The sequence below is a fragment of the Alteromonas sp. ABH4_456 genome (genome assembly GCF_056160645.1).
In genome coordinates this window covers 331,069-354,137 of record NZ_JBSWXO010000003.1, presented here as the reverse complement: position 1 = coordinate 354,137, position 23,069 = coordinate 331,069, and the positions used below count along the sequence as shown (strand labels likewise).

Annotated in this window: 22 protein-coding genes; 6 read left to right on the top strand and 16 right to left on the bottom strand. The window is 49.9% G+C overall.

The window, feature by feature from the left end; genetic code table 11:
- Positions 1-79 precede the first annotated feature (79 nt).
- Genes ACXAG2_RS06860 through petA form a run of 3 tightly spaced genes read right to left on the bottom strand, consistent with a single transcriptional unit; the run spans position 80 to position 2,708 of the window.
- Positions 80-814, bottom strand: coding sequence for a cytochrome c1 (locus ACXAG2_RS06860; protein WP_349584366.1), 735 nt, complete (start codon positions 812-814; stop codon positions 80-82).
- A complete protein-coding gene (locus ACXAG2_RS06855) occupies positions 811-2,076 on the bottom strand; it encodes a cytochrome b (protein ID WP_119500169.1) in 1,266 nt (421 codons plus the stop codon). Before ACXAG2_RS06855 ends, ACXAG2_RS06860 begins: the two co-directional genes overlap by 4 nt.
- 2 nt (positions 2,077-2,078) lie before the next feature.
- Complete coding sequence (petA, locus tag ACXAG2_RS06850; protein WP_119500168.1) at positions 2,079-2,708, bottom strand: ubiquinol-cytochrome c reductase iron-sulfur subunit; 630 nt, start codon at positions 2,706-2,708, stop codon at positions 2,079-2,081.
- 491 nt (positions 2,709-3,199) lie between these two features.
- Between petA and ACXAG2_RS06845 the strand changes: the two genes are divergently transcribed.
- Entirely contained in the window at positions 3,200-4,639 is a 1,440-nt protein-coding gene (locus tag ACXAG2_RS06845) for an amidohydrolase (protein ID WP_474865416.1), read from the top strand.
- A 130-nt stretch (positions 4,640-4,769) separates the two neighbouring features.
- Here ACXAG2_RS06845 and rpsI read toward each other — a convergent pair whose 3' ends face one another.
- Both rpsI and rplM read right to left on the bottom strand, forming a co-directional pair.
- On the bottom strand, positions 4,770-5,162 hold the full coding sequence (gene rpsI / locus ACXAG2_RS06840) for a 30S ribosomal protein S9 (protein WP_119500166.1): 393 nt from the start codon (positions 5,160-5,162) through the stop codon (positions 4,770-4,772).
- Positions 5,163-5,174: 12 nt separating this feature from the next.
- On the bottom strand, positions 5,175-5,603 hold the full coding sequence (rplM, locus tag ACXAG2_RS06835; protein ID WP_070123948.1) for a 50S ribosomal protein L13: 429 nt from the start codon (positions 5,601-5,603) through the stop codon (positions 5,175-5,177).
- A 334-nt stretch (positions 5,604-5,937) separates the two neighbouring features.
- On the opposite strand from rplM, the gene ACXAG2_RS06830 reads away from it, so the two are divergent.
- Positions 5,938-6,801 carry a hypothetical protein gene (locus ACXAG2_RS06830; RefSeq protein WP_474865414.1) on the top strand — a complete coding sequence of 288 codons (864 nt, stop codon included), beginning with the start codon at positions 5,938-5,940 and terminating at the stop codon, positions 6,799-6,801.
- Here the strand turns inward: ACXAG2_RS06830 and ACXAG2_RS06825 are convergent.
- From ACXAG2_RS06825 to djlA, 11 genes are all read right to left on the bottom strand, one after another.
- Positions 6,764-7,216 carry a MazG nucleotide pyrophosphohydrolase domain-containing protein gene (locus tag ACXAG2_RS06825; RefSeq protein ID WP_474865411.1) on the bottom strand — a complete coding sequence of 151 codons (453 nt, stop codon included), beginning with the start codon at positions 7,214-7,216 and terminating at the stop codon, positions 6,764-6,766. The genes ACXAG2_RS06830 and ACXAG2_RS06825 overlap by 38 nt on opposite strands.
- The gene (gene relA, locus ACXAG2_RS06820; RefSeq protein ID WP_474865409.1) at positions 7,194-9,377 is read right to left on the bottom strand and encodes a GTP diphosphokinase; all 2,184 of its coding nucleotides are present in this window, start codon (positions 9,375-9,377) and stop codon (positions 7,194-7,196) included. The genes ACXAG2_RS06825 and relA overlap by 23 nt, the downstream gene beginning before the upstream one ends.
- A 15-nt stretch (positions 9,378-9,392) precedes the next feature.
- On the bottom strand, positions 9,393-10,697 hold the full coding sequence (rlmD, locus tag ACXAG2_RS06815) for a 23S rRNA (uracil(1939)-C(5))-methyltransferase RlmD (protein WP_474865406.1): 1,305 nt from the start codon (positions 10,695-10,697) through the stop codon (positions 9,393-9,395).
- Between the two features lie 32 nt (positions 10,698-10,729).
- Entirely contained in the window at positions 10,730-11,107 is a 378-nt protein-coding gene (gene acpS / locus ACXAG2_RS06810) for a holo-ACP synthase (protein ID WP_303573694.1), read from the bottom strand.
- A gap of 2 nt (positions 11,108-11,109) precedes the next feature.
- A complete protein-coding gene (gene pdxJ, locus ACXAG2_RS06805) occupies positions 11,110-11,853 on the bottom strand; it encodes a pyridoxine 5'-phosphate synthase (RefSeq protein WP_474865403.1) in 744 nt (247 codons plus the stop codon).
- An 84-nt stretch (positions 11,854-11,937) separates the two neighbouring features.
- Positions 11,938-12,633 (bottom strand): DNA repair protein RecO, encoded by a 696-nt coding sequence (gene recO, locus ACXAG2_RS06800; RefSeq protein ID WP_474865401.1) that lies wholly within the window; start codon positions 12,631-12,633, stop codon positions 11,938-11,940.
- A 7-nt stretch (positions 12,634-12,640) separates the two neighbouring features.
- On the bottom strand, positions 12,641-12,913 hold the full coding sequence (locus tag ACXAG2_RS06795; protein ID WP_474865398.1) for a hypothetical protein: 273 nt from the start codon (positions 12,911-12,913) through the stop codon (positions 12,641-12,643).
- Entirely contained in the window at positions 12,906-14,636 is a 1,731-nt protein-coding gene (gene recJ, locus ACXAG2_RS06790; RefSeq protein ID WP_474865395.1) for a single-stranded-DNA-specific exonuclease RecJ, read from the bottom strand. Before recJ ends, ACXAG2_RS06795 begins: the two co-directional genes overlap by 8 nt.
- Position 14,637: 1 nt before the next feature.
- Positions 14,638-15,423, bottom strand: coding sequence for a DsbC family protein (locus ACXAG2_RS06785; RefSeq protein WP_474865393.1), 786 nt, complete (start codon positions 15,421-15,423; stop codon positions 14,638-14,640).
- A 146-nt stretch (positions 15,424-15,569) separates the two neighbouring features.
- Positions 15,570-16,484: a site-specific tyrosine recombinase XerD gene (gene xerD / locus ACXAG2_RS06780; protein WP_474865390.1), complete on the bottom strand. Its 915-nt coding sequence runs from the start codon at positions 16,482-16,484 to the stop codon at positions 15,570-15,572.
- Positions 16,485-16,490: 6 nt separating this feature from the next.
- A complete protein-coding gene (gene djlA, locus ACXAG2_RS06775; protein ID WP_474844942.1) occupies positions 16,491-17,336 on the bottom strand; it encodes a co-chaperone DjlA in 846 nt (281 codons plus the stop codon).
- 333 nt (positions 17,337-17,669) lie between these two features.
- On the opposite strand from djlA, the gene ACXAG2_RS06770 reads away from it, so the two are divergent.
- The 4 genes from ACXAG2_RS06770 to rsmA are packed head-to-tail and all read left to right on the top strand — an operon-like array spanning position 17,670 to position 23,068.
- Positions 17,670-19,913, top strand: a complete 2,244-nt coding sequence (locus tag ACXAG2_RS06770) for an LPS-assembly protein LptD (RefSeq protein WP_474865388.1) — start codon at positions 17,670-17,672, stop codon at positions 19,911-19,913.
- 58 nt (positions 19,914-19,971) lie between these two features.
- The gene (surA, locus tag ACXAG2_RS06765) at positions 19,972-21,252 is read left to right on the top strand and encodes a peptidylprolyl isomerase SurA (RefSeq protein ID WP_119500150.1); all 1,281 of its coding nucleotides are present in this window, start codon (positions 19,972-19,974) and stop codon (positions 21,250-21,252) included.
- A gap of 14 nt (positions 21,253-21,266) precedes the next feature.
- Positions 21,267-22,250, top strand: coding sequence for a 4-hydroxythreonine-4-phosphate dehydrogenase PdxA (gene pdxA / locus ACXAG2_RS06760; protein ID WP_474865386.1), 984 nt, complete (start codon positions 21,267-21,269; stop codon positions 22,248-22,250).
- Positions 22,247-23,068, top strand: coding sequence for a 16S rRNA (adenine(1518)-N(6)/adenine(1519)-N(6))-dimethyltransferase RsmA (gene rsmA / locus ACXAG2_RS06755; protein WP_474865384.1), 822 nt, complete (start codon positions 22,247-22,249; stop codon positions 23,066-23,068). Before pdxA ends, rsmA begins: the two co-directional genes overlap by 4 nt.
- Position 23,069: the final 1 nt, after the last annotated feature.

Below are 23,069 nucleotides of genomic sequence, written 5' to 3'. Positions count from 1 at the left end.
GGCCGTATAGCGACCAGAAACAAATGCTAAAAAAGGGGGCGGAATGCCCCCTTGCGTATTATACACAAATTAACAGAAATTAGTGCACTTCCTTCCAGTATTCTTTCTTCAGTAAGAAAACGAAGATGAACAGCACAATAATGAACACCAGTACCCACTTTCCGATAGCTTCGGATTGCAGGCGGAACGGTTCGCCACTGTATGCCAGGAAGTTAACCAGGTCAGCAATCGCCTGGTCATACTCTTCCGTGCTCAGCGCACCGTCACCATCGGTTTTAATACCCACAAACTGCTCTTTCATTTCACCGTCTACCATGGTTTCTTCATGGGTTAAACGGGGCGTGCCCTGAAGCGGTTGAAGGACATGAGGCATACCTACATCTTTGAATACCACATTGTTCACACCAAACGGACGGCTTTCATCAACATAAAAGCTGCGCAGGTAAGTATAAATCCAGTCGGAGCCTCTGACGCGGTTCACCAGCGTCAGGTCAGGCGGCGCCGCACCAAACCAGGTAGCTGCAGCTTCTTCAGGCATTGAGCGGGTGATGTAATCCGTCACCTTCTCACCGGTAAATTGCAGGTTTTCCTGACCAATCTCATCAGGAATACCTAAATCGGTGAAGGTACGCTGATAGCGCTGGTATTGCATAGAGTGGCAACCCAGGCAGTAATTCATAAAGATTTTGGCACCGCGCTGTAACGACGCTTTATCGGTTAAATCAACTGGCGCTTTGTCCAGATGGACATTTCCGCTGGCAGCCATCGCCATACCCGGTACGAGGAATGCCAGTAACAACATTAGTTTTCTCATTTCGGGATCCTCGCTGGTACAGGCTTCGTTGTTTCATTTTTGCTGTATAAGAACAGTGCCACGAAGAAACCAAAATACAACACGGTAGCCACCTGAGAAGCAATGATTTTCCAGTTTTCCTGTGGTGTACCGCCCAGGTAACCCAGGAATACGAATACCGCAGCGAAAAGCAGCAAGTTGACTTTGTGCAGGCCACAGCGGTAACGCCATGACTTCACCCGTCCACGGTCAAGCCACGGCAGTGCGAACAGGGCCGCGATGGCACCAAACATAGCAATAACACCAAACAGCTTATCCGGTACCGCTTTGAGGATGGCGTAGAAAGGCGTGAAGTACCACACAGGGAAAATATGCTCCGGCGTCTTCAGCGGGTTAGCAATTTCAAAGTTTGGATGTTCAAGGAACTTGCCGCCCATTTCCGGCGCAAAGAACATGATGTAGCAGAATACGAAAAGGAAGATACTGAACGCCACTAAATCCTTAAGCACGATGTGCGGGAAGAAGGGCACCACATCATCAGCGATGTCGTATTTACTGGTGTAGTATTCGTGGATTTCGTATTTAGTCTTTTCACTTTCAGGCAGAGAGCCCTTCTTGTGCTTGATTGCCACACCGTCAGGGTTATTAGAGCCCACTTCGTGTAGTGCAATGATATGCAGGAACACAAGAATGACGATGACCAGTGGCAGGGCAATAACGTGCAGGGCAAAGAAGCGGTTCAGCGTAGCTCCGGAAATAACATAGTCGCCCTGAATCCAGATGACCAGGTCAGGACCAATCACCGGAATCGCACCGAACAGAGACACGATAACCTGTGCGCCCCAGTAAGACATTTGGCCCCAGGGAAGTACGTAGCCCATGAAGGCTTCAGCCATTAACGCGAGGTAGATAAACATACCGAAAACCCACAGCAACTCACGGGGTTTCTGATAGGAGCCGTAAATCATGCCGCGGAACATGTGCATGTACACCACAATAAAGAACGCAGATGCGCCGGTACTGTGCATATAACGGATGATCCAGCCGAAATCGACTTCACGCATGATGTACTCGACAGAGAAGAAGGCCCCTTCCGCCGTCGGGTTAAAGTTCATGGTTAACCAGATACCGGTTACGATTTGGTTGACCAGCACGATGGTTGCCAGAAAACCAAATACGTACCAGAAGTTCATATTACGTGGAGCAGGATATTGAATGGCGTGCATATTCGCCACCCGCATCATCGGGATACGTTCTTCAATCCAGTTTAAAAAAGCATTCATAATTAAACTGCCTCCGCTTCTGAACCGATGATAACGGTGGTGTCGTTAACATACTGATAAGGCGGAACCACCAGGTTAAGTGGTGCAGGTACGCCCTGAAATACACGACCGGCCATATCAAATTTGGAACCGTGACAAGGACAGAAAAATCCGCTGGGTACACCCTCTACGGCTTCTTCGAAGGCACCGTCTTTCAAGTATTGAGGAGAACAGCCAAGGTGAGTACAAATACCCACCAGAATGAGGTATTCCTCTTTCAGAGAACGGTAACGGTTTTTGGCAAATGCAGGTTGCTGCTCTGTTTCAGATTCAGGGTCGCGAAGACTGTCTTCATGAGTAGCCAGCTCTTCCAGCACTTCCGGGGTACGGCGTACAATCCAGACCGGTTTGCTTCGCCACATAACACGAATTAACTGTCCCGGCTCAATCGCACTGATGTCTACCTCAACATCTGCGCCGGCGGCTTTGGCTTTCGCACTCGGGTTCCAGGAAGTAACAAAAGGTACCGCTGCACCTGCAACACCAACAGCACCAACCACCGAAGTTGCTACCGTTAAAAAACGGCGGCGGGTGTTGTCCGGTTGGCTTCCGTTGAGTGCAGAGTCTTTTGCATCTACTGATACGTTACTCATCCACAATTCTCCAGATTTGGATTTTGATACCGGGGCAACTTTTTAACATTAAAGTTACGTACCGGTATCAGTCGGCCTGTCTTGATTTGCACTGTCAGCGCCCGTCTGCTGTGAGCGTCACGATGCTTTATAATTATTTCGACCAAAGATGATAAGTGAAAAGCCCTTATTGTTACAAGGTTTTATCAACGATTAAAAAACGATAACCTGCGCTTAATCAAAGACCTTTTAAAAATTTAATGATTCCTGTCCTGTTATTATCATTGCAGTGACACGATGTATGGTGAATGTCACACAATGATGAAACCCGAACGGATTGCCGTTCAATTTCAATAATAAGCCGGAACCGGAGTCAAATCTTCAGCCGGACTTCAGTATAGTCTATCAGTTCCGGAAAACCGTTTTTCCGGCGGGAATTTAATAATAATTAAACCTCCGCCCCGAAATGCACAATTAACCGGTTAATTAAAGCAAGGAGCGTCACTAATATCATGAGAACACTCAGTAAAATTCTCTGGGTCACCCTGCCCTTTTGCACACACTTCACTTTTGCTGCGCAAGATGACGCAACGTTTGTTAAGAACGCCATTGCTGATCATCAACTTCAAATGGAGAACATTTCAGACTCTTTGTGGAACTGGGCCGAAGTTGGTTATAAAGAAACACAAAGCTCAGCATTAATGCAGACTGTCCTCCGTGAGCACGGCTTTAAAGTTGAAACCGGTGTGGCTGGTATGCCTACCGCTTTCGTAGCCACCTGGGGTGGCGATGGTCCGGTCATCGGCATGCTGGCAGAAATGGATGCTCTGCCCGGACTGTCTCAACGGGCGATTCCTGAGAAAAAACCACAAAGCGGCATGCACAACGGTCATGCCTGCGGCCACCACCTGTTTGCCGGTGGTTCGGTGGGAGCTGCGCTGGTTGTAAAGGACTGGCTGGAAGCCACCGGTACCGCTGGCCAAATCCGCGTGTATGGTACGCCTGCGGAAGAAGGTGGTTCCGGAAAGGTGTATATGGCACGTGAAGGTTTGTTTGATGATGTAGATGTGGCACTTCACTGGCATCCGGGAGACGGAAACTCTGCCGCAGCTTCTTCCACTCTTGCCAACAAGAGTGCAAAGTTCCGCTTCCGTGGTATTGCGGCTCACGCTGCGGCTGCGCCGGAACGGGGACGCTCCGCGCTGGATGCAGTAGAAGCAATGAACATGATGGTAAACATGATGCGTGAACATGTACCTGACCGCACCCGCATCCACTACGTGATCACAAATGGTGGTGCCGCTCCGAACATCGTGCCCGACTTTGCTGAAGTCTATTATTACGTGCGCTCTCCTGAACCTGAAGTGGTACTGTCTTTATGGAAACGTCTGGAGAAAATAGCAGAAGCCGCAGCACTGGGAACGGAAACAGAAATGGAAGAGGAAGTTGTTGGGGGCACCTGGAACATTCTGCCTAATCTGACGCTGGCCCGCCAGATGGATAGCAGTATGCACGCATTCGGCGGGATCAGTTACAGCGCTGAAGAAGAGAACTTCGCTGATAAAATTCGTCCGTCACTGGGTAAACCAGCCATGAAAGCGAAAGGCCAGCAAAGTGAGGTTGCTGAGTTTTCAGAGGATATCCCTGTCTGGTCTGCATCAACAGATGTGGGTGATGTGAGCTGGCAGGTACCTACAGCCGGATTGCGTGCAGCAACCTGGGTTCCGGGTACACCACCCCACAGCTGGCAGGCGGTTGCTGCCGGAGGCATGTCCATCGGCAAGAAAGGTATGACGCTTGCGGCCAGCACACTGGCTCTCACTGCGATCAAATTATTCGAACAGCCTGCAGTCATTGAAGAAGCAAAAGCAGAATTTGACCGTCGTGCATCAGACGTGGAATATGAAGCTCTGCTGGGTGATCGTAAGCCGGCGCTGAATTACCGCGATTAGCGCGACTAATCAGAGTATTTCCGGTGTTTCAGCGTGCAGCAGAAACACCGGACAAAATTGTCAGTAAATAAAATACAGGCATAAAAAAACCCGGTCGATGACCGGGTTTTTGATAACAGTAGTAAGCGAATTAACGCTTGGAGAACTGTGGCTTCTTACGTGCTTTGTGCAGACCAACTTTCTTACGTTCAACGCGACGAGCGTCACGAGTAACAAAGCCAGCTTTGCGCAGTGCAGGACGTAACGCTTCATCATACTCCATCAGAGCACGAGTCAAACCGTGACGAATTGCACCAGCCTGACCGTTTGAACCGCCACCTTTTACAGTAACGTAAACGTCAAACTTCTCAGTCATTTCTACCAGCTCAAGAGGCTGACGAACAACCATGCACTCAGTCTCACGACCAAAGTACGTATCCAGCGCGCGTTGGTTAACTACGATGCTGCCTGTACCCGGACGCAGGAACACACGAGCAGTAGAACTTTTGCGGCGGCCTGTGCCGTAGTATTGAGTATCTGCCATGTCAAATGCTCCTTAGATGTCCAAAACTTGTGGTTGCTGAGCTGCGTGCTTGTGTTCTGCACCAGCGTAAACTTTCATTTTACGGAACATTTCACGACCCAGAGGGCCTTTTGGTAACATTCCTTTAACTGCTTTCTCAATAACCATCTCTGGCTTGTGAGCGATCAGTTTTTCAAAGTTTGTCTCTTTCAGACCACCAGGGTAACCAGTGTGCGCGTAGTACATTTTGCCCTTCGCTTTATTACCAGTTACAGTCACTTTCTCTGCATTGATAACAACGATGTAATCGCCAGTATCAACGTGAGGAGTGTACTCAGCTTTATGCTTACCACGCAGACGGCGTGCAATTTCAGTCGCAAGACGACCTAAAGTTTTGTCAGTGGCATCTACCACGTACCAGTCACGTTGTACCGTTTCTGGTTTAGCAACAAAAGTTTTCATTTCAAAATCACCCGAAAAATTCTTCGTTACAGATTACCGGAACAGCCGGAAATCTAATTAAAATCAATGACCGGACCCCTTCGAGCCCATTGATTCTTCCACCTTCCCAAAGGTGGGTGTAACTGGGCAGGGCGCGAATTATACAGGATTTGAATAAAAAGCGAACCCCTGACGGGAAATTTCTGACAATTAAATAAAAAACTGGCATCGCTCAATTATTAAGCTAGAGTAAACAGTGTTTACGCACACATCCGGCACACAACAAACTTTGCTTATAAAAACACGATATGTCAGCCAGAGGCTGCTTCTGTGCATCACTCTACTGTGCTCCTTCATGTGCAGCGCTCCCGCGTTGTCTCAAACTTATACCTTTACCCAATCCTTCGCCGGTCCGACCTACGGCGTGTACCATATAGATGTGCTGCGCGCCGCACTGCGGATCACTGAAGATGACTACGGTGCTGTCACCCTTGAGAGACATCCCTTCCCCATGCCGCAGGGGCGACAAATTCTCACGCTGCTTCGGGGTGAAAGCGACATCATGTGGAGTGTGACCACTGATGAACTTGAACAACAGCTACTGCCGGTAAGGTTCCCTTTACTGCAAGGGTTAGGCGGTCACCGTATTTTCGTAATCAATAAAAATAAGCAAAATGCCTTTGGCCCGGGACAGACCCTTGATGGTATAAAGTTGATGACATCGGTTCAGGGGAGTGACTGGCCGGACACCAAAATTTTGCAGTATCACGATTTTACAGTTGCTAGTATCAGTTGGAGTGACTGGTACACCACCATGTACCGCAGTCTCGAAGAAGGGATCATCGATTATTTTCCCCGTAATGTGGTGGAGGTATACAGAGATTTGTCCTATCACAACAGCGATAAGCTGACTATCGAGCAGAATCATCTGATCATTTACCCCAGCTACGAATATTTTTTTGTCGCCCCCCATGCGCCCGAATTACAACAAAGATTGCAGGACGGACTGACAAGGCTGTTGAAATCCGGAGAACTGGCGAAAATATTTAACCGCTACCCAGAGCACCGCAAAGCATGGGACATGGTCAAAAAGGGGAAGCGGGTTGTGCATCTGCTGGAATCAAATGTGTTGTCATACTCATTTGAAAATCACGACTGGATTGAAGCACCTTACGCGTTACTTAACGAGATTTCTGCTTTGCAAGCTCAGCCGCTTTAGCTTTTACCCAGAAGGATTCTAAAGACGGCAAGTCGTAACCGGCTAGTGCCCGGCCTTCTTCATTGGCCAGCGCAACCACGTGTTCGAACCTGTGGCGGAATTTTTCACTGGCTTCACGCAGCGCCTGATCGGCATCAATATCCATATGGCGGGCTAAATTGACGATGGCGAACAAAGCATCGCCAATTTCTTCCTGAAGCCGGTCTTTGTTCACCAGGCTTGCATCAAGTTCCTGCTGAACTTCATCGACTTCTTCTTTTATTTTATCCAGCACCGGCTGCGTTTCATGCCAGTCAAAGCCCACGTCACGACAGCGCTGCTGCAAGGCCTGCGCATATTGGAGCGCAGGCAATGCGGGATCGGTGGCTTCGAAGAAGGCCTCAGCGTTACCGTTAACCGGTTTTACGTTTGACATCAACCACACCTTTTAACTGCAACAGCCGGGTCATCACTTTTGATAAAACCTGGCGGTCCGGAACTTCTACCGAAATAGAAATCATCGCCGTCTGTCGGGTTTTATCACTCAGACTGTTAACACCAAGCAGTGCCACACTCTCGTTTGCCAGTACAGTAGTGATATCTCTGAGCAGACCGGTCCTGTCTGAACAGAAAATATCGATACCGGTTTCAAAACCCACATTTAACTGTGTCGACCAGCTGACTTCGATTTGTCTTTCAGGATGTTGTTCTAACAAATGCTGCAACTGATCGCAGTTTTCTTTGTGCACACTGACACCCCGCCCCTGCGTGATATAACCCATAATGGATTCACCGGGTACAGGTTTACAGCAGTTCGCCAGCTGACTCATCAGGTGACCAACCCCTTCAATGACAACCGTATCCTGCTTGCCTTTAGAGCCGGCACTCTTGCGGGTTTTCACCTTCGGACTGATTTCCGGCTCTTCTGCCGGCTCCGGCTCCAGCAGGTGCTGAATATGATTCACCACCGTCATCACACGGATATCACCCACACCGATGGCGGCGTAGAGATCGTCCACGTGCTGGAGATTGTACTTCTCACACGCTTCGGCAGGTACTTTCACCGGCAAGTGGGCACGGGATAATTCCCGTTCCAGCATTTCCTTTCCGGCCAGCAGGTTTTTCTCTTTATCCTGCTTTTTAAAGAACGAGTGAATAGTCGCTCTGGCTCTGGATGAATGCACATAGCCGAGCCCCGGATGCATCCAATCACGGCTGGGGTTAAGCTCTTTACCGGTATGAATTTCTACCTGGTCTCCGCTTTGCAACTGGTAGGTAAATGGCACAATACGCCCGTTTACTTTAGCGCCGATACACCGGTGACCGACGTTACTGTGAATGTAATAGGCAAAATCCAGCGGCGTTGCGCCCTGTGGCAGGTCGACAACATCCCCTTTCGGGGTAAACACATACACACGGTCGTCGAATACCTGACTACGTAATTCTTCGACCAGGTCGCCGCTCTCCGCCACTTCTTCCTGCCAGGCAAGAATGCGGCGCAGCCAGTTAATACGCTCATCGTAACCGGATGCCTTTCCGGTAGACCCTTCTTTATATTTCCAGTGAGCCGCTACACCCAGCTCTGCATCCTGATGCATTTGCTGAGTACGGATTTGAATTTCAACGGGCTTGCCTTCCGGCCCCACAATGACCGTGTGGATAGACTGGTATCCATTCGGTTTTGGTGTGGCGATATAGTCGTCAAACTCTTTGGGAATATGTTTGTAGTTTGCGTGAACGGTACCCAATGCGGCATAACAATCCTGTAACCGTTCAGCAATGATGCGTACCGCACGAATATCAAAAAGCTGCTCAAAAGTAAGGTGCTTTTTCTGCATCTTTTTCCAGATACTGTAGATATGCTTAGGGCGGCCGTAGACTTCCGCTTTGATGTGCTCGTTATCCACCAGCGCCTGTAAGTCAGACACGACATTCTGAATGTAGGTTGCCCGCTCCTTGCGCTTACCATCGAGCTGTTGAGCAATATCTTTATAGGTTTTCGGATGCAGGTAGCGGAAAGCCAGGTCTTCCAGCTCCCACTTTAGCTGACCGATACCCAGACGGTTGGCCAGCGGCGCATAAATCGTCGCACACTCTCTGGCAACCAGCACCCGGGTCTCTTCGTCGGCTTTTTTAACCTGTTGCAGTGCACAAATCCGCTCAGCCATCTTAATTACCACGGCGCGGACATCTTCCACCATAGCAAGTAACATCCGGCGGATGCTGTCGATATGTTGTTCGTCAGGAACAGACAGGGAAGATTCGTTCCGGCGGCGGCTGTGCAGAGTTTTGATAGCGTCCATGCGGCGGACACCATTGATCAGATCGCTGATCTCTTCACCAAATTCCGCCAGCACGTCAGTATCGGTGAGATTATGCTTTTCACAATACTGGTACACCAGTGCCGCCTGCAGCGTGGCATCATCCATGTTCAGCTGATGCAGAATTTCCACCATTTCCTGCCCGACCAGCAGACGGTCAGGCATATGGGACACTGCTTTTAATTTTTCTTTTGTAGTATCACTTAGCGACAGACTATTTAACCAGGCTTCAAATGACGGTCTGTCAGGCTCGTGTACTTTTCGTGTTGATACCATAAAACATCAACTCGCTTATGCTTTGTTCTTGTGGTCCGTTAATAACATCATGACTTCCAGATGTCGGGTATGGGGAAACATTTCAATGAGCCCCACGCGCTCGATTGCATACCCAGACGCCAGAAGGCACTGCGCATCTCTTGTCAGAGTACCCGGATTGCAAGAAACATACAAAATTGATTTTACCCGTTGTCGTGTCAGGGTTTCACATACGGCATACGCGCCTTCCCGCGAGGGATCCAGCAACAGTTTATCAAAACCGCCGGTCAGAGCCTGAGCTACTGCCTGTTCATCAGACAAATCCAGATGTAACCAGTTCACATTGTCTACGCCCTGTTTTGACGCATTTTCTTTAGCCCGCTGCACCATTTCAGCCACGCCCTCAACGGCCTGCACCTGTGCTCCCCGTTTTGCCAGCGACAGGGAAAAGTTACCCAGCCCGCTGAACCAGTCGGCAATTTTTTCACCGGGCTGCGGATTCAACCACTCCATGGCCTGTGCCACCATCATAGCGTTAACCGGCCCGTTTACCTGAACAAAATCATCTGCCGCCGGAGACAAACTCAATCCGGGTTCTGTGGTGCAATACAGCTCCGCTTCTTTATGCAATGTAAGCGTGCCTTCCTGTCCTTCCACGGTCATGTTTACTTTATGCTCAACAGCAAATGCTATCAGTGCATCGCCGAATGCCGGGGACATGGGTTTAGTCAGCCGCACAGAAACAGCATTCACATTATCGCCGGCAAGTAAGGTGACATGGCCCACATGTTTACGGGCAGAGTGACCCGACAGAAGTGCTTTTAAAGGCGCGATCAGCGCAGATAATCCGGGTTGCAGTACAGGGCACTGGTCAACATCCACCACCTGCTTACCCTGCTCTTCCCGGTAACCTAACTTAAACTGTTTGTCATTTCGTGCGTCTGTTGCGAGCCGGGCTTTCCGGCGATAACCACGACGTTCTCCGGTGACCGCTGCGGTCCAGGGAATGTGATCTAACCCAAACTGTAATTTCCACCAGCTATCCAGCGCTTCCTGACGATATGTGAGTGCCGCACCGGCATCTGCATATTGCAACTGGCAACCTCCACAACGATCAGCGAGGTCGCAAAAAGATGTTACCCGATGAGGGCTGGACGTGAGGATTTTTTTTACCGACGCTCTTGCGAAGCGCTTTTGTTGTTGTGTAACCAGCACATCAACTTTTTCGCCGGGCAGCGCACCATCAACAAACAGTACTGGTTTGCTGTCGTTACACACACCTTGTCCGGTCATGTCCCAACGTTGAACGGTGACGGTTTTACCGGTTTGTGTTTTTTTCAACGACTTTGCCGGCTTATAGAAACTGACCATAATTATGATTCTAAAATAACAGTAGCAGTAGCGTAATGCTGCTCATCAGAAATGGAGACATGACTGCGAACAACGCCCTTTTCTTCACAGCGTTTTGCAAATTCATCACTAAATGTCAGAAAAGGGGCGCCGGACTCATTGTTACTCACACAGATATGATGCCAGCTGATCCCCCGGCCAATCCCCGTGCCTAATGCTTTGACCGCTGCTTCTTTCACTGCGAACCGCTTAGCCAGATATCTTGCTGGTTCAGGGCTCGCTCCGAAGATAACCATTTCCTGCTCAGTAAGAACACGGCTGGCTAACCGCGCTGAACGGGACAGAGCGTCTTCTATGCGGGCAATTTCGACAATGTCCGTGCCCATTCCCACAATGGCCATGCTCAGCCTGCTTTTCCTGCACGGGCTTCCTGCATCAGCGCACGCATATCAGCGACGGCTTTTGCCAGACCATCAAACGCCGCACGGGCAATAATGGCGTGACCGATATTCAGCTCAATGATTTCAGGAATGGCGGCGACAGGCTTCACGTTATGGTAGTGCAGGCCGTGACCGGCGTTAACTTTCAGGCCTTTTTTAGCGGCATAGTGAATACCTTTTTTAAGTCGTGCCAGTTCCACTTCCTGTTCACGCTCATTTTTTGCTTCAGCATACTGACCGGTGTGAATTTCGATATAAGGCGCACCACATTCAATGGCCGCATCAATTTGCTTCTCGTCTGCATCAATAAACAGGGAAACCTGAATACCCGCTTCACCCAGCATGGTACAAGCGTTTTTCACTGCATCAAAATTACCGGCGACATCCAGACCACCTTCTGTGGTCAGCTCTTCACGCTTTTCCGGCACCAGACAGCAAAAAGCAGGCTGTGTTTTCAACGCTATCTGCAGCATTTCGTCTGTCACTGCCATTTCCAGATTCAGACGGGTGTTGATCGTTTGTGCCAGTAAATCCACGTCACGATCTTTAATATGACGGCGATCTTCCCGTAAATGTACAGTGATCCCATCGGCGCCTGCCCGCTCGGCCACGTCAGCGGCATGTACAGGATCGGGATAATTCGTACCCCGTGCGTTTCGCAGCGTGGCAATATGGTCAATGTTAACGCCCAGTAAGATGTCGTTCATGGATAGATAACCCTGGCAATAAAGTGTGAAGATTGTAGCAAAGAAGTTCCCCGCTGACTCAGGAAAATAGGCGTCAGCCACCGCCTAAGCGCGAAATAATTCTCTGCTTTTTAACGGTTTATCGCCCAGCAATCGATGCAGTGCCTGGCGATTGATCAGTTTCGCAGCCCGCCGCGACAGCGCGGTCCATTCCCCGTGTCCTAATTCGATAAGCGCCGTTCCCGGCAACCGGTGTTTATGTGCGGGCTGATGACAGGCCACAAACCCCTGTTCCGGCGAATACAGATACCAGCCATCAGGTTCAATGGCTTCACCGCTCAGCCCGTCAGTAAACCAGTCCGCGAGCATACCCATTTCTTCTAACAGAGAAAACTCAAACTCACGTAATGTTTTTTCAATATCAGGTTGAACGATAAGGGAATTCAGGGCGTGCTCATATTGTGCATACACCGTATCACTGGCGAGGCCCGCCGGCATGACACGGTTAAGTATTTCATTTAAATACATGGCACAAAACAAATCGTTCCCTGCCAGCATGGGCACCGGCCCGCCACTTTCAATTTGTCTGAGGTTTTTAAGGTCGGTTTTTCCGCTGAGCTGGATGCGCACTTTACGGAAGGGTTGCAACAGGCTTTTACGCTCATTCTTGCTGCTTCTCACGCCTTTCGCTACCGCGCTGACCTTACCGGTTTGCAAGGAAAAGAAATCGACAATATAAGACGTTTCCCGATACGGACGGCGGTGGAGCACATAAGCATCTGACCAGTCTGGCTGACTCATCTGTGGGTTAACTCCGCTTGATCCGGACCACTTTCATTGTTTCAAAAGGGATACCCGCCACTTCCTCCTGCTGACGGTAATAGGTCAGGTTGACCCTCGCCCCTTTGAGTGACTGATACTGTTGTTTACGCCGGAAAATGAAGGGCACGTCCACGCCATCGAGCATCAACGTATGACGCACCCACTCGCCTTCTTCACGCTGCACATGAGACACGACCTTGCAGTTTTCACTGTGGGTCAGCGCCTGATGCTTCTCTGTGAGTGCTTTACCGTCATTCACCGGGTACGATCTCTTCAATAAGCAGTTGAACTGATTCCCGTCCCCGGAAGGTGTTTATATCGAGCTGATACACCACCTGTGCGCGCAGGATACCGGCATTTGGCCATACTGTGGTGTCTACACCAAATGCAATGCCGTCTACCTCTTCGCCATTGGTCTTACGGAATACCAGCTTAAGGTGATTTTTGTTTTCCCCTACCATGCGCTGATCAACAATATCCAGCACACCGTCAAATTTAGGGGCATCAAAGCCCTGACCGAACGGACCGGCCTGACGTAAGGCATGAGCCAGACTTAAATCTATTTCGTCAGCAGCCAGCTCACCATCAGACAGTATTTTTCTTTCGCAATCAATATTCGCCAGATGACGCAGGGTGACATGATGAAACGCCTTTTCAAACTGAGCCAGCGCATCTGTTGCCAGGCTTAAACCCGCCGCCATAGCATGGCCGCCAAACTTGTCGATCACACCCGGCCAGCCGGTATTCACTTCATCGAGAATATCGCGGATATGCAAACCGGGAATGGAGCGCGCAGAGCCTTTAATGGTGTTGTCGTCCTGGTTGGCAAATACAATAACCGGCCGGTGATGCTTTTCTTTTAAGCGTCCGGCCACAATGCCAATGACGCCCTGATGGAAATGGGGCTGGTACATCACCAGTGCAGGAGGCAGGTCCTCGCCCACAGAAACAGAAGCCAGTGCCGCTTCTGCCTCTTCTTTCATTTCGGTTTCTATGGCCCGCCGTTGTAGATTCAGACGGTCGAGCTCTGCTGCCATATGGCGTGCCTGCAACGGATCATCGCAAAGTAAACACTCTATTCCCAGCGCCATATCGTCCAGCCGTCCGGCTGCGTTCAGCCTGGGCCCGATAACAAATCCCAGATCGGTACTGGTGAGGTAAGCCAGCGGCTTATTGCGGTTAGCAATTTCGAACAGAGCCTGAATGCCCGGCCGGCAATGTCCGCTGCGAATGCGTTGCAGGCCCTGATACACCAGAACACGGTTGTTCTTATCCAGCGCAACAACATCGGCAACGGTGCCTACTGCAACGATATCCAGAAGCGTCGCCAGGTTAGGCGGCTGTTTGCCTTCAAACCAGCCTTGTTGCTGTAACGCTGCCCGTAAAGACAGCATCAGATAAAAGGCTACACCAACGCCGGCCAGATTCTTTGAAGGAAATTCACAGCCCGGCTGGTTGGGATTCACAATCGCATCGGCATCAGGCAGCGTGTTTCCCGGCAAATGGTGGTCCGTCAGGATAACAGTGAGTCCCAGCGCTTTCGCCCTCTTCACACCGGCAAGGCAGGCAATACCATTATCAACGGTAAGTAAGATATCGGTACCCTGCTCATACGCGACATCAACAATCTGCTCACTGAGGCCGTAGCCGAAATCAAACCGGTTAGGCACAAGATAGTTCACCTGCTGCAAGCCTAACTGGCGCAGCGCCAGTACACAAACAGCGGTGGAAGTTGCACCGTCGGCATCGAAGTCACCGATAATGGTGACCCGCTTTTGCATTTTGATAGCATCAACCAGGCAAGCCGACGCAGCGTCGATGCCTTTAAGCAGGTTGTAATGGGTGAGTTGTTTTACGGCGTTATCCAGCTCGTCAATATTCCGGATAGCGCGGCCGCGGTACACCCTGTCAAGTACAGGGTGTAGTTGTGTACTCAAACGGGAGTCAGAGCAAAGCTCCCGTCTCACAATGGGTAACGACATATTATTCAGTTTGTGCGATTTCTTGGATCAGGACGTCTGCAGGCTTATAACCCGGCAACATGGTTCCGTTATCAAAAATGATGGCAGGAGTACCACGGATCCCCAGTTTACGGCCGGCAACAAATTGTTCGGCGACTGTGTTATCGCAATTTTCTTTAGCAAAGGTCGGGTTAGCAATTGATTTCGCGCGGGTTAACGCTTCCTGCGGATTCTTTGCACACCAGATAGAAACCATGTTTTCATAGTTCTCTGTACCCAGTCCGGCACGGGGCCAGGCAAGATAACGTACAGTGATACCGGCCTCATTTAACTCGTCTACTTCACGGTGTAACTTCTTACAATAGCCGCAGGTGTAGTCTGTAAACACCGTCATTACGTGTTTTTCGTTTTCAGCTTTAAATTCGATGCCCTGGTCAGCGAACGGTGCAATGGCATCAAGACGAACCTGACCCAGCGCCACTTCGGTAAGATCTTTCATACCCGCGTTCACATCGTACATGTGACCGAACATCATATAATCTGCGTTTTCTGTTACGTAAAACACCTGATTCGCCGCAGTCACTTCCAGCAAACCATCGACAGGAGAATTAGCAATCGCTTCAGGTTCCACACCCACAATGCTTTTTACTTTATCGTTGACCGCCTGCTCTGCACTGCTGTTTACAGTCGCCGCAGGCTGGCTTGCCGCCTTTCCGGTGGATTCAGATGATGCATCAGATTCTGCCGAGCACCCTGTTGAAAGCACAATACCTAACGCAACCATCACGGCATAACGAATATTCTTCACAAAAACTCCCGGAACGCAGGCCAGTCGCCCGCATGTGTAAATACGTAAACAGATTCTTATGCAATACTATCACAATCTCACCACGGCAAAAGTTATCTGAAAGTCCGTGATCATTCTTTCACCGCAGAAAGCGTATGAGAATACCTTCATCCCCTCGGGTGATGGGTATGAATGAGGTTTTGCAGCCGCTCGGTGGCAACATGGGTGTAAATTTGTGTGGTAGAAAGATCACTGTGACCAAGTAACATTTGCACTACCCGCAGATCAGCCCCGTGGTTTAACAGATGTGTAGCAAATGCGTGACGCAACGTGTGCGGCGATAAATGTTGTGTGATACCGGCAACAGAGGCGTAGTGCTTGATGCGGTGCCAGAACGTCTGCCGCGTCATCTGCACGCCCCGCAGGCTGAGAAAGAGCACATCTGTCTGGTGTTTTACCAGTTCTGGTCTGGCAGTTTTACAGTAGGTTTCAATCCAGTCGACAGCGTCCTCTCCCAGCGGCACAAGACGGTCTTTATTGCCTTTACCGGTCACCCTGACAACACCTTGCTGAATACTCACCTGATCCAGCCGTAAGCCAATGAGTTCACTGACCCGCAACCCTGTGGCATAAAGCACTTCCAGCATACATTTGTCACGGCACTCTACCGGATCTTCGGGGTTTGGCGCATTGAGCAAATCATCCACCTGAGCTTCACTTAATGACGAAGGCAATTTTTTCGGCAACTTCGGATTAGCCAGCTGAGTCACCGGGTTATCGGTACGTACCTGCTTTCCGATAAGGTAAATATAGAACGCCCGCATGGCAGACATGGCCCGCTGGGTACTGCGGGCAGACAGGCCGGCCTCATGACGGTACTGTAACCAGGCCTGCACTGATTCAGTGTACAGCAGGCTGATATCGTCTATCTTTTCCTTCGCCTGACAGAACAGAGCCAGTTTTGATAAGTCAGTGCGGTAGCTCTGCTGGGTATGTTCACTCAACCCTTTCTCTAACCAGAGCATATCGGTGAACTCGTCAATTAACGCCCGGTTTTTGTCGCTCAGTACCTCTTTTGCCATGCCGGATCAGAACCCGCGCTTTTCTTTGATAAGTTCATAGGCAGCCTGAATATCCTGCGCTTTGGCTTTGGCAATATCCAGCGCCTGTTGCGGTAAGCCTTTTGATACCAGTTTGTCCGGATGATGCTCAGACATGCGCTTGCGATAAGCACGTTTTATGGTTTTCTCATCATCCGACGCGGTTACACCGAGAATACTGTAAGCATCGTCCAGAGACTGGGTATCAGAATATGACTGCGCCCGTTGCTGATGACCGTGCTGACCACCCTGCCCGCCGCGCTGACGGAATCGAATTTCCGCTTCATAAGCAGAAATCAGAAAATCCAGATCTTTTCGCTTGAAATTCAGCACCATGGCGACTTTTTCCAGCACTTTGTATTCTGGTGTGGACAGCGTGCCGTCAGCAAACGCGGCCTGAATCAGGATTTCCAGGAACATTTGCAGTATGTCCCGGCGGCCATGGCAGGACTCAACCAGGCCTTTAAGTGTATCTGCCAGCGGAAAAGCGGATGATTTACCTTCACGGAATGCCTGCTGGGCTTCACGGCGGGCATCGCCGGTCAGCTGCATATCATCCATCAGTACTGTAGCAATTTTTATCTCCCGCTCGGTAACCTGACCATCGGATTTAGCGAGGTGGCCCAGTGAAGAAAAGAGCGCATGGAAAAACACTGCCTGCTGCTTCATTCCGGACTGGTCAGTAAAGAAACGGCCAAATCCGCCCAGCTGATTAAAATCCTGACTGTAAGCCTTATCGAAGAAGTGCCCCACGATTAAACCTAAGATCGCTCCCGGTATTTTCAGGAACATAAAACCAAATACAAAGCCGAGGATTTTCCCCCAAAAAGACATACAACCTTTCTCCTGATAGACGTAAAGCAGCTGATGAATACTGTATAGCAATGCTGCCTGACTTGATACTCTGCCCTGACGGCACAGTAAACGGAATTTATGACATTAACGATGAGATATGGCGTCAAACCGTAAAGATCAAAGTCAAAAAAACACTGAATTGACAAAAACACTGTAAAACTTTTCAATTTTTTAGCTTTGACGGTTGGCTCAGACACCAGAAGTGCTTAGAATTGCTTACTTTATGGTTCGCTGGCGAAAGCATTAGTGAACCTTCGATTCAGGACACCGTCACATATCATTGTGATCACGAAACAGGCCTCCCACAGACGCATGAAAAAAACCTGTGCCTCCTTTCTGCTTGTCGCACTGAGCAGCACCGCCGCGCTGGCGCAAGAATCACGGTCTCCGGCCGAAAAAAATGACGATTCGCCCGGGTTTTGCCCTGTGCCACCGGTCAGTTTTTCCAGTAAAAAGCTGATGCCGGCCGGTGAAGTGAAAGTTGAGGCTAACCGTGCTGAAATCATTGAACGGGAAGTTGCTCTGTTTTCCGGCAACGTCGATATTACTTCAGACTCTGCCACTATCCGTGCCGATCAGGCGCAGATCAATAACAACGGCCAGCAATTGTATGCCAAGGGCGATGTTGAATACGCAGATAAGCAGTTGCATGTGGCATCTGACAGCGTGGATGTTGATTCCAAAGATGAAAGCCTGACTATGTCAAACACGGTTTATCATCTTAACGGTTCAAACGGCCACGGCGATGCCAGTACCATTGCGTTAAATACTCAGGATGGCCTTGTTCTTCGTGATGTGAGTTTCACAACCTGTCCTGAAGGTGAAGAAGAGTGGCTGATCCGCGCGTCTGAAATCAGTATCCGCCGGGGCAAAGCCTGGGGTGAAGCCAAGCACACCCGCTTTTATCTGGGCAATGTGCCGGTATTTTATCTGCCTTATTTTGCCTTCCCGCTCACAAATCAGCGTCAGACCGGCTTTCTGTTTCCTAAGGTGTCTAACTCCAGTAATACCGGCGTTGATTACGAACAGCCCTTCTACTGGAATATGGCACCGAACTATGACATGACGCTGTCCCCCAGGGTTATGAGTGCCCGTGGCGTGCAGCTGAAAACGGAATTCCGTCATATGTCAGCAGCCAGTTACAGCCAGCTGAATATGGAATATCTGCCACAGGACAATGACATGGCAGAGAATCCGGACCGCTATTTCTACCGCGTATTCCACGAGGGGAACTTCGCTGATAACTGGACCGCCTCAGTAAATGTTAACGGACTGAGCGACGACAACTACATTGTTGATTTAGGCAGTGATTTTTATAACCGGGCTGATACTCACCTGTTCCGGACCGGGTCTGTCAGTTACAGTTCTGATGAAGTGCTTTTCTCGGTGAACGTGAGAGACTTCGAAATTATTGGTGATTACACAGACACCTACCGTGCACTGCCTGAAGCCAAATTGAATTATGTTCATCCGCTGGCCCGTTATCTTGAATTCCGCCTGGATTCAGAGCTTGCCTGGTTTGACAATACCTCACCGGATGCGCCGACGGCGATGCGATTCCACGCTGCGCCCACACTGGCGATACCCTTTCAGCGACAGTGGGGAGAATTTTCCGCAGAAGCCAGCATGCTGAATACATATTATCGCCAGAAAAATATCGAAGGAACCGGACTGGAAGAGAAAGTGAACCGGACGCTGGGACAGGGAAAACTTTACGGCGCATTGTATTTCGAGAATGACGAAAGCTGGTTCAGTAAAGACATGTCGATGACCCTTGAGCCGCGGATCCAGTATCTGTATACCAGTTACGAAGATCAGAAGGGGATCGGATTCTACGACACCACCCTGTGGCTGACTGACGTTGAAGGTCTTTTCCGTGGTCAGGAATTTACCGGTCTTGACCGTATCAGCGACAATAATCAGGTTACCGTGGCGTTAACCAGCCGCCTGCTGGATAAGACTAACCGGGAACAATTCGTACTCAGTGTGGGTCAGATATTCTACCTCGATGAAAACAAAGTCATTGCCGCGACAAAAGAAGGTGACCGTTCAGCGCTGGCCGCAGAGCTGGACTGGCGGGTAAATGATGAATGGTTCTTCCATACTGATTTTCAAATCGCTACAGAAACCGATAAAGTAGAGCGCGCAAGCACCACGTTTGAATACAGGGAAAGCAGCAGTAAGCTGATTCAGCTGACGCACCGCTATGTAAGGGAACTCTCCGGCGAAACCATTGACCAAGTAGGACTGTCTGCCGCCTGGCCTTTATCCGACCGCTGGCAACTTGTCGGCCGGACATACCGTGATTTAGACCTGAACCGGAGTGTGGAAAACTACTTCGGCGTGCAGTATGAATCCTGTTGCTGGGCTATTCAGATTGTTGCCCAGCGTCAGTTAAGTAACCGTTATGCCGCCGACGGTGCGCAATCTGTCGATGAATTCGATTCCGGTATTTCCATGCAATTCATTTTCAAAGGAATGGGTTCAGGAAGCACCGGCAATAATATGTTGTCGAACGGATTATTTGGCTACCGGCAGCCATATAGTTTAAATTAATGCGCCCGGCTGTTAAACGCAGCCGGCAGCAAAGCATAAACCGATAAAAAGAGTGATTATGAAGTTCATTATCCGCGCTATCTGTATCAGTGCCCTGTTTTCATTTATGAGCATGGCGCAACCTGTTTCACTTGACCGCGTAGCGGTTATCGTTGACCAGGGCGTTATTCTGGAAAGTGAAATAGAAGACCTGATTGCAGATGTTAAGCGTAACGCAGAAGCACAGGGACAAGCTTTACCTTCAGACCGTGTTTTACGTACTCAGGCAATTGAACGCCTGATCACCAAAAGTCTGCAAATGCAAATGGCTGAACGGATGGGTGTACAGGTCAGTGATCCCCAACTAGAGCAAACCATCGCCAATATCGCTCAACAACAGGGCGCGTCGGTAGAAGATTTACGCAACGAACTTCGTCAGCAGGGCATTGCTTACGACGATTACCGTGAAGATGTGCGTGAAGAGCTTATCGTAGGCGAAGTGACCCGTGCTAACGTTCGCCGCCGGGTATACATCACACCTCAGGAAATCAGTGGTCTGGTGAAATTAATGGACCAGCAGGGTGCCGAGCAGGCTGAATATAACCTTGGCCACATTCTGATTGGCCTGCCTTCCAGCCCCACTGACGAAGACGTTGCCAGCGCCCGCGACCGTGCAGACAAAGTTATCGAAATCCTCGAAGGTGGCGCAGACTTCGCCAAAATAGCTATTACTTCATCTTCAGGCTCTAACGCTCTGGAAGGTGGTGATATGGGCTGGCTGAACATTAACTCTATGCCGACCCTGTTTGCCGAAGCGGTTCAGGGTAAAGAGAAAGGAGCACTGGTTGGCCCTATCCGCAGTGGTGCAGGTTTCCATATTCTGAAAGTCATCGATACCCGCGGTATTGAAAAAGTGACCATTGAAGAAGTGAATGCCCGTCACATTCTGATAAAACCGTCTATCATTTTAAGCGATGAAAAAGCCCGTGAGATGCTGGTGAAATTCCGTCAGCAAGTTATCGACGGTGAAGCCGACTTCGGTGAGCTGGCAAAAGAATACTCTGAAGACCCGGGTTCTGCTTTGAAAGGCGGCGAATTAGGCTGGTCAGATCCAAGCATCTATGTACCGGCATTCCGTGAAGCGCTGGCAGGCCTTGAGCCCGGAGAATACAGCCAGCCTGTACGCTCGCAGTTTGGCTGGCACTTAATGCAGCTACTAGACCGCCGCTTTGACGATGCAACAGAAAAACGCAAAGAAGATAAAGCTTCTCAGTTGCTGTACAACCGTAAATTTAAAGAAGAGTCAGAAGCCTGGTTGCGTGAAATGCGTGATGCTGCTTACATCGAAGTACTGGAATAAAACAGGTTAGTTAAATGAAGCCAATCAGAATAGCAGTCACTCCCGGCGAACCCGCAGGTATCGGTCCTGACCTCATCATTGCTCTGGCACAGGAGCAGTGGGATGCCCAGCTGGTAGTGTTCTGTGATGGCGACATGCTTAAAGCCCGTGCACAACTGCTCGGGCTGCCCCTTCAGCTGCAACCGTATGATGCCAGCAACAATGCCATCCAGCCGGCGGGCACACTGTATTTACAACAAATTGATACAGCGACAGCTGTTATTCCCGGTGAGCTGAACAGCGACAACGGTCATTACGTAGTTGAAACCCTGCGGCAGGCCTGTCAGGCGAATATGGAAGAAGGCTTTGATGCGGTGGTTACCGGACCGGTAAACAAAAGTATCATCAACAAAGCCGGTGTTTCCTTCAGTGGTCACACAGAATACTTCGCTCATCAGTCGAATACGATGGATGTGGTGATGTTGTTGTCTACTGACGGCCTTAATGTAGCGCTTGCCACCACCCATATTCCTCTGGAGTATGTATCCAAAGCCATCACCAAAGATCGCCTGAATAAAGTGATTCATATCATCAACACGGATTTGAAACTTAAATTCGGCATTCAGAAGCCACGAATTTACGTTTGCGGCCTGAATCCTCATGCTGGCGAAGGTGGGCATCTGGGTACTGAAGAGTTAATCACCATCATCCCTGCCCTTGATGAACTGCGGGAAGAAGGTCTTGATCTTACCGGTCCGTTACCTGCCGATACGATTTTCCAACCTAAATATCTGGACAATGCCGATGTCGTACTGGCAATGTATCACGATCAAGGTTTACCGGTGCTTAAATACAAAGGATTTGGCGCATCGGTCAATATCACGCTGGGCCTGCCCTTCATCCGGACGTCGGTAGACCACGGCACTGCCTGTGATTTAGCCGGCACCGGTGAAGCAGATGCAGGCAGCTTCAGAAAAGCTATGCAAAAAGCTATTGAGTTAGCGAACAAACAACAATGAGCAAAACACATTTAGGCCATACCGCCAGAAAGCGGTTTGGCCAGAATTTCCTGCATGACGATTATGTCATTGGCAATATTGTCAGCGCCATTAACCCTGTTGATGGCGAAAACCTGGTTGAAATCGGACCGGGTCTGGGTGCACTGACCGATCCGGTTTGTGAAGAAGTTTCAAAGCTTACCGTCGTTGAACTGGACCGGGACCTTGCCGAACGGCTGCGTCATCATCCTTTTCATGGCAGTAAACTGACGATCGTAGAAAAAGACGCGCTGAAACTCGATTTCTCCACGTTACTGCCCGACATGCCCGACCCGGAAGGTAAACTCAGAGTATTCGGTAACCTGCCTTACAACATTTCCACGCCGCTGATGTTCCACTTGTTCAGTTTTGCCGGAAAAGTGCAGGACATGCACTTTATGTTGCAAAAGGAAGTGGTTAACCGCCTTGCCGCCGGCCCGGGGTCTAAAAGCTATGGCCGCCTGTCGGTTATGGCACAATACTACTGCGCAGTAGTACCGGTTCTGCATGTACCTCCCGGTGCGTTCAAGCCGCCCCCGAAGGTAGACTCTGCGGTGGTACGGTTGATCCCCCACAGCCAGCCTCCTGTAGAAGTCACATCAGTCACGTTACTGGAAAGAGTCTGTTCTGCAGCGTTTAATCAACGCAGGAAGACTATCCGTAACAGCCTGGGCGACTGGGTGAGCGAAGAAGAATTAGTAGCGCTGGGACTGTCACCGACAGCCAGGGCTGAAACCTTATCACTGACAGATTTTGCTGCCGTCGCCAACCAGGTAGCGAAACGGGACGGGGAATGCTGAT

Coding starts and splice junctions, on each gene's coding strand:
- ACXAG2_RS06860 (WP_349584366.1), bottom strand. CDS start 814: ATGAGAAAACTAATGTTGTTACTGGCATTCCTCGTACCGGGTATGGCG.
- ACXAG2_RS06855 (WP_119500169.1), bottom strand. CDS start 2,076: ATGAATGCTTTTTTAAACTGGATTGAAGAACGTATCCCGATGATGCGG.
- petA (WP_119500168.1), bottom strand. CDS start 2,708: ATGAGTAACGTATCAGTAGATGCAAAAGACTCTGCACTCAACGGAAGC.
- ACXAG2_RS06845 (WP_474865416.1), top strand. CDS start 3,200: ATGAGAACACTCAGTAAAATTCTCTGGGTCACCCTGCCCTTTTGCACA.
- rpsI (WP_119500166.1), bottom strand. CDS start 5,162: ATGGCAGATACTCAATACTACGGCACAGGCCGCCGCAAAAGTTCTACT.
- rplM (WP_070123948.1), bottom strand. CDS start 5,603: ATGAAAACTTTTGTTGCTAAACCAGAAACGGTACAACGTGACTGGTAC.
- ACXAG2_RS06830 (WP_474865414.1), top strand. CDS start 5,938: ATGTGCAGCGCTCCCGCGTTGTCTCAAACTTATACCTTTACCCAATCC.
- ACXAG2_RS06825 (WP_474865411.1), bottom strand. CDS start 7,216: ATGTCAAACGTAAAACCGGTTAACGGTAACGCTGAGGCCTTCTTCGAA.
- relA (WP_474865409.1), bottom strand. CDS start 9,377: ATGGTATCAACACGAAAAGTACACGAGCCTGACAGACCGTCATTTGAA.
- acpS (WP_303573694.1), bottom strand. CDS start 11,107: ATGGCCATTGTGGGAATGGGCACGGACATTGTCGAAATTGCCCGCATA.
- pdxJ (WP_474865403.1), bottom strand. CDS start 11,853: ATGAACGACATCTTACTGGGCGTTAACATTGACCATATTGCCACGCTG.
- recO (WP_474865401.1), bottom strand. CDS start 12,633: ATGAGTCAGCCAGACTGGTCAGATGCTTATGTGCTCCACCGCCGTCCG.
- recJ (WP_474865395.1), bottom strand. CDS start 14,636: ATGTCGTTACCCATTGTGAGACGGGAGCTTTGCTCTGACTCCCGTTTG.
- xerD (WP_474865390.1), bottom strand. CDS start 16,484: ATGGCAAAAGAGGTACTGAGCGACAAAAACCGGGCGTTAATTGACGAG.
- djlA (WP_474844942.1), bottom strand. CDS start 17,336: ATGTCTTTTTGGGGGAAAATCCTCGGCTTTGTATTTGGTTTTATGTTC.
- ACXAG2_RS06770 (WP_474865388.1), top strand. CDS start 17,670: ATGAAAAAAACCTGTGCCTCCTTTCTGCTTGTCGCACTGAGCAGCACC.
- surA (WP_119500150.1), top strand. CDS start 19,972: ATGAAGTTCATTATCCGCGCTATCTGTATCAGTGCCCTGTTTTCATTT.
- pdxA (WP_474865386.1), top strand. CDS start 21,267: ATGAAGCCAATCAGAATAGCAGTCACTCCCGGCGAACCCGCAGGTATC.
- rsmA (WP_474865384.1), top strand. CDS start 22,247: ATGAGCAAAACACATTTAGGCCATACCGCCAGAAAGCGGTTTGGCCAG.